Genomic DNA, 5,087 nt, shown 5'->3' with positions numbered 1-5,087 from the left:
TGGGCGCCGCCGGCATCGCGTTGTTCCTGGCGCGCGCGCTGGCGCTGCCGTGGCGCGTGCACGGGCAATCCGCCCATCCGGCGGCGGCGCGTTTTGCCGCGCAGTGCGAGGCGCTGGCGACATGCCTGGCCGATCCCGCCGCGAGCGCGCCCGCGTGGCTAGCGGGCATGGTCGACGAGGCGCGCGCCCAGGCGCTGCGCAGCGAGGCCGTGACGCAGCTGCGGGCGCAGCTGGACAGCGGCGAATCGTGGCTGGACAGCTTCGACCGCAACGCGGCCCGCGCCGAAGGCGCCGGCCACCTGCGCGATGCGTGCCAGGCCTTCGCCGCGCTTGGCGCCACGCTGGCGCAATTGCAGTCGTCCGCCGCGCTGCCTGCAGCGCTGGTGGACGATGCCACGCAGGCCGCCGCCGCGGTGCAGTCCGTCAATGCGCGGCTGGCCGTTTCGGGCGAACTCGCCGATGCCAGTGCGCGCGCCGCGCTGCTGGGCGAGGTCGCAGCCGAGCTGGGCGCGGTCCATGCCTTTGCCGATGCGCTGGAATTCGGCCGCGTGCGGCGGGCCGATACGCTTGCCGAGGCCGGCGAGCCCGATGCGCCGCGCGCTGCGCAGCATCCGCTGGCCGCCGCGCGCGCCGCCGCGGCCGAGGCCATCCAGGCCGGCCCCATGCCCGATGCGCCGCCAGTGCAGCGGCTGCGTGCCGCGCTGCAGGCGCTGGCCGACCAGGCCACCATCGACGACGATGCCGCGCTGCGCCGCCAGGCCGCCGAAGCCACCATGCAATGCAATGCCTGGTTGGCCGGCAGCGATGATGCGGCCGGCAGGCTGGCACTGGCACTGGCCGAGCCGGCACGGGCTGCCGCACCCGCAGCCGCGCCGCCCGCGGCGCAAGGCCTGCCGGCTGACGGCGACAAGGCGGCGCTGGACGCCGAACTGCTCGGCATCTTCCTGAACGAAGCCGACGAGGTGCTGGGCGGCATCGCCGGCGACCTCGGCTCGGGCGTTGAGGCGCTGCACGATGCCGATACCCTCAGCCGCGTGCGGCGCGCCTTCCATACGCTCAAGGGCTCCAGCCGCATGGTCGGCCTGCATCGCTATGGCGAAGCGGCCTGGGCGGTCGAGCAGGTCATGAACCTGTGGATTGCCGAAGCGCGCGAGCCGGTGCCCGCGCTGCTGTCGCTGCTGCGCCGCGCGCATGCCGAACTGTCGGCGTGGGTGGCACAGCTGCATCGCGATGCAGCGACCTGGCACGACATCGCGCCGCTGGTGGCAGCCGCCTGCGCGGTGCGCGACCCGGGCACCGCGCAGGCCGCGGATGAACTGCCAGTACTGCCCGGCGCGGCTGCAGAAGCGCCACCCGGGCCGGCCGCCCAGGCCGCCGGTCACACCGGCGCCGATGCCGTCGGGCACGGCGAAGACAATGTGATCCCGTTCCGCCTGTCCGGGGGGCTGTCGGACGAGGACGACCACTACAAGGTGATCGGGCCGGTGCGCATCGGCCTGGCGCTCTACAACGTCTACCTGCAGGAGGCCGACGACCTGCTGCGCCAGTTCGCCACCGACATCTCCGAATGGCGGCATGAAGGCCATCCGTGCCCGAGCGAGCTGGGGCTGCGCGTCGCCCACACGCTGCAGGGCAGTGCGTCCACCGTCGGCCTGGAACCCGTGCGTGAGATCGCCGAGGCGCTAGAGGCCCTGCTGCTGCAGCTGGGCTCGCACCCGGTGGCGATGCACCCGGGCGATTTCCGCCTGCTGGAGCAGGCGGTCGAGCGCCTGCGCGGCATGCTGCACCAGTTTGCCGCAGGCGTCTGGCCGGATGCCGATGCCGGCCTGCGCCGCAGCCTGGTTGAGTTTGGCGAGCGCGCGCTGCTGCGTCCGCGCGTGGCGGTGCCCGCGCCGCAGGCGCCGGCCGAGCCGGATGGCTCGGTGGCGCAGCTGCTGGGCCAGTTGCCGCCCGCGCAGGAAGACCAGCCGGAGCCGCCCCCATTGCCCGGGCCGGAGGCCGCACAGCCGCCGGCCATGCCGCATGACGCGGTCGTTATCGCGCTGCCGACCCCGCACCGGGCGCCCGGTGCGCCGGTATCGGACGAGGCCGGCGCAACGGATCCCGCGCTGGTCCAGATCTTCCTGGAAGAGGCACAAGGCACGCTGCCCGAGCTGGGCAAGCTGCTGCGCGGCTGGGAAGCAGCGCCGGAAGACTCGCGCCACGGCGGCCTGGTGCTGCGCGCGCTGCATACGCTCAAGGGCAGTGCGCGCATGGCGGGTGCCATGGCGCTGGGCCAGGCCGCGCACGAAATGGAGACGCTGCTCGACGCCAGCCTGCGCGGGCAGGGGCAACAGGCCGTCGGGCCGAAGCTGTTCGAGCGGCTCTATGCCTGGTACGACCGCATCCTGGCGCATGTAGAGGCGCTGCCGTCCGGCCGGCTGCTGCCCGCGGACGATCCGGACGTGGTCAACGGCCTGGCCGAGGTGCCCGAGCAAGCGCAGGCCGATGCGCCGCTGCCGCAGGCAGATGCCGTTGTCGAGGCGGTGCCCCCCGCCACCCTGCCCGCCATGCCGGGACCGGCAGACGTGATGGTGGCGATGCCGCCGGCCGTGCCCGCCGAGCCGCAACGCGCGCTGGTGCGCGTGCAGGCGCGCGCGCTCGACACGCTGATCAACGAAGCCGGCGAAGTCGGTGCCACGCGCGCACGCCTGGACAGCGAACTGGAGGCGATGCGCGCCTACCTGGGCGAACTGAACGACAACGTCGCGCGCCTGCGCGGGCAGTTGCGCGAAATCGAGATCCAGGCTGAATCGCAGATGGCGTCGCGCATTGCCGACGCGCAGCACAAGCAGGAATTCGACCCGCTCGAGTTCGACCGCTTCACGCGCTTCCAGGAGCTGACGCGGATGATGGCCGAGTCGGTCAACGACGTCGCCACCGTCGAGCAGAACTTGCAGCGCGGCTTTGACCGCGCCGCCGGCGACCTGGCGGCGCAGGCACGCCTGACGCGCGGCATGCAGCGCGGGTTGATGCAGGCGCGCATGGTGCAGTTCGACGCGCTGGCCGAGCGCCTCTATCGCGTGGCACGCCAGGCCGCTGCCGAGACCGGCAAGGAAGTGCGCCTGCTGATCAAGGGCGGCACGGTGGAAATCGACCGCTCGGTGCTGGACCGCATGGCCGGCCCGATCGAGCACCTGATCCGCAACGCAGTGGTGCACGGCATCGAAGCCGCCGCGCCGCGCCGCGCCGCGGGCAAGGCCGCCACCGGCGCGCTGACGCTGGAGGTGCAGCAGGAAGGCAACGAGGTGGTGCTGCATTTCGTCGATGACGGCGGCGGGCTGGACCTGGCGCGCATCCGCGCGCGCGCGGTCGAGCGCCGCCTGCTGGCGCCGGACGACGAGGCCAGCGAAGCGCGCCTGACCGAGCTGATCTTTGCGCCGGGCTTTTCCACTGCCGACGCGGTGTCGGAGCTGGCCGGCCGCGGCGTGGGCATGGACGTGGTGCGCGCCGAGACCGTGGCGCTGGGCGGACGCATCACGCTGGAGTCGAAGCCCGGGCAGGGCACCACCTTCACCGTGCACCTGCCGCTGACCACGGCGATCACGCAGGTGCTGGTGATCTCGCTGGGCGCGCGGCGCTATGCCGTGCCCAGCGGCATGATCGACCAGGTCCAGCAGCTGCGCGCCCCGGCGCTGCTGGACGCCTACAACCAGGGCCGCCTCACGGTGGCCGGCGCCGAGGTGCCGTTCTTCTACTTCGGCACGCTGCTGGAGGAAGGCAACGCGGTCGCGGCCGGGCGCAAGTATTCGCCGGTGGTGCTGGTGCGCAGCGGCGCCGAGCGCGTGGCGGTGCATGTTGACGATGTGGTCGGCAACCGCGAAGTTGTGGTCAAGCATATCGGCCCGCACCTGGCACGCCTGGAAGGCATTGCCGGCGCGACTACGCTGGGCGATGGCGAGATCGTGCTGATCTACAACCCGGTGGTGCTGGCGCAGCGCTTTGTGCGCGAACGCGGCCAGCCGGCGCCGCAGACGCCGGCACAACCTGCCGTGCAGGCGCAGATGGGCGCGGTTGCGGAACTGGCGAGCGACGGCACCACCGAGCCGGTGCGCGGCCTGGCCGTGCAGCCGACCGTGATGGTGGTGGATGACTCGCTGACCGTGCGCAAGGCCACCCAGCGCCTGCTGGGCCGCGCCGGCTACCAGGTGGTGCTGGCGCGCGATGGTGTGGATGCGCTCAAGCAACTGCAGGATGTCATGCCGGACGCCATGCTGGTCGACATCGAGATGCCGCACATGGACGGCTTCGACCTGACGCGCAACGTGCGCTCCGACGCGCGCACCGCGCATATGCCGCTGGTGATGATCACCTCGCGCACGGCCGACAAGCACCGCCGCTATGCCGAGGAGATCGGCGTCAACGTGTACCTGGGCAAGCCGTATAACGAGGATGAGCTGCTGGGCACGCTGCATCGGTTGCTGGGTGAGCGAGCGGCCGGTACGGCGGGGTCGGTGGGGCAGATGCTGGGGGACGGGCCCACAGGCTGAGGGAGCATGCAGTCGGCATGCAAAGGACGGCGGCTCTCTCAAGGGCCTGCCATGCAAGAAGGCTCGACATCGCAAGATGCCGAGCCTTTTTTCCTCCTCCACAGGCGCGCCGCACGGCGCGCCGTTCCAGCTGACTACCAGCGCATCTGCGCGTTCTTGCCGCCGGTGCTGACCGTCGCGGTCTTGGTCCGGCCCTGGTAAGTCGCCCGCACGTTGTACGTGCCCGACGGCGCCTTCAGCAGGCAGCGCGGACCGTCTGCGACAAAGCTGGCGACTTCCTTGCCGCCGCGCATCAGCTTGACGTCCACGTCGGACAGGTACTCGCCGCGCGCGCCCTGCGTGAACAGCAGGCTCATGTTGTATTTGCGCGCCTCCGATTGCAGCGCGACCTGCTCGTCTTCGGCGACACCGCCGCAGATATAGGCGACTGAGCCGGCCGTACGCTGCACCATCGCATCACGCGGCGGCGGCGGGGGCGGCGTGGTCAGCGGCGGGCGTGGCTGCGTGGGCGCTGCCATCGGCGCTGGCGCCGGCGCGGCTGGCGGCGTGACGGTGGGC

Annotated in this window: 2 protein-coding genes; one reads left to right on the top strand and one right to left on the bottom strand. The window is 72.2% G+C overall.

Annotated features, from left to right (window positions below):
• Positions 1-4,529, top strand: a 4,529-nt coding sequence (locus CF68_RS19450) for an Hpt domain-containing protein (RefSeq protein ID WP_035821874.1), incomplete at its 5' end; no start/stop codon positions are given.
• A gap of 134 nt (positions 4,530-4,663) precedes the next feature.
• Here the strand turns inward: CF68_RS19450 and CF68_RS19445 are convergent.
• Entirely contained in the window at positions 4,664-5,047 is a 384-nt protein-coding gene (locus CF68_RS19445) for a hypothetical protein (protein WP_063832574.1), read from the bottom strand.
• Positions 5,048-5,087: the final 40 nt, after the last annotated feature.

Origin of the sequence: Cupriavidus sp. SK-4 (genome assembly GCF_000611125.1) — a bacterium.
GTDB lineage: Bacteria > Pseudomonadota > Gammaproteobacteria > Burkholderiales > Burkholderiaceae > Cupriavidus > Cupriavidus necator.
This window is presented reverse-complemented; position numbering and strand designations above follow the sequence as displayed.

Coding starts and splice junctions, on each gene's coding strand:
- CF68_RS19445 (WP_063832574.1), bottom strand. CDS start 5,047: ATGGCAGCGCCCACGCAGCCACGCCCGCCGCTGACCACGCCGCCCCCG.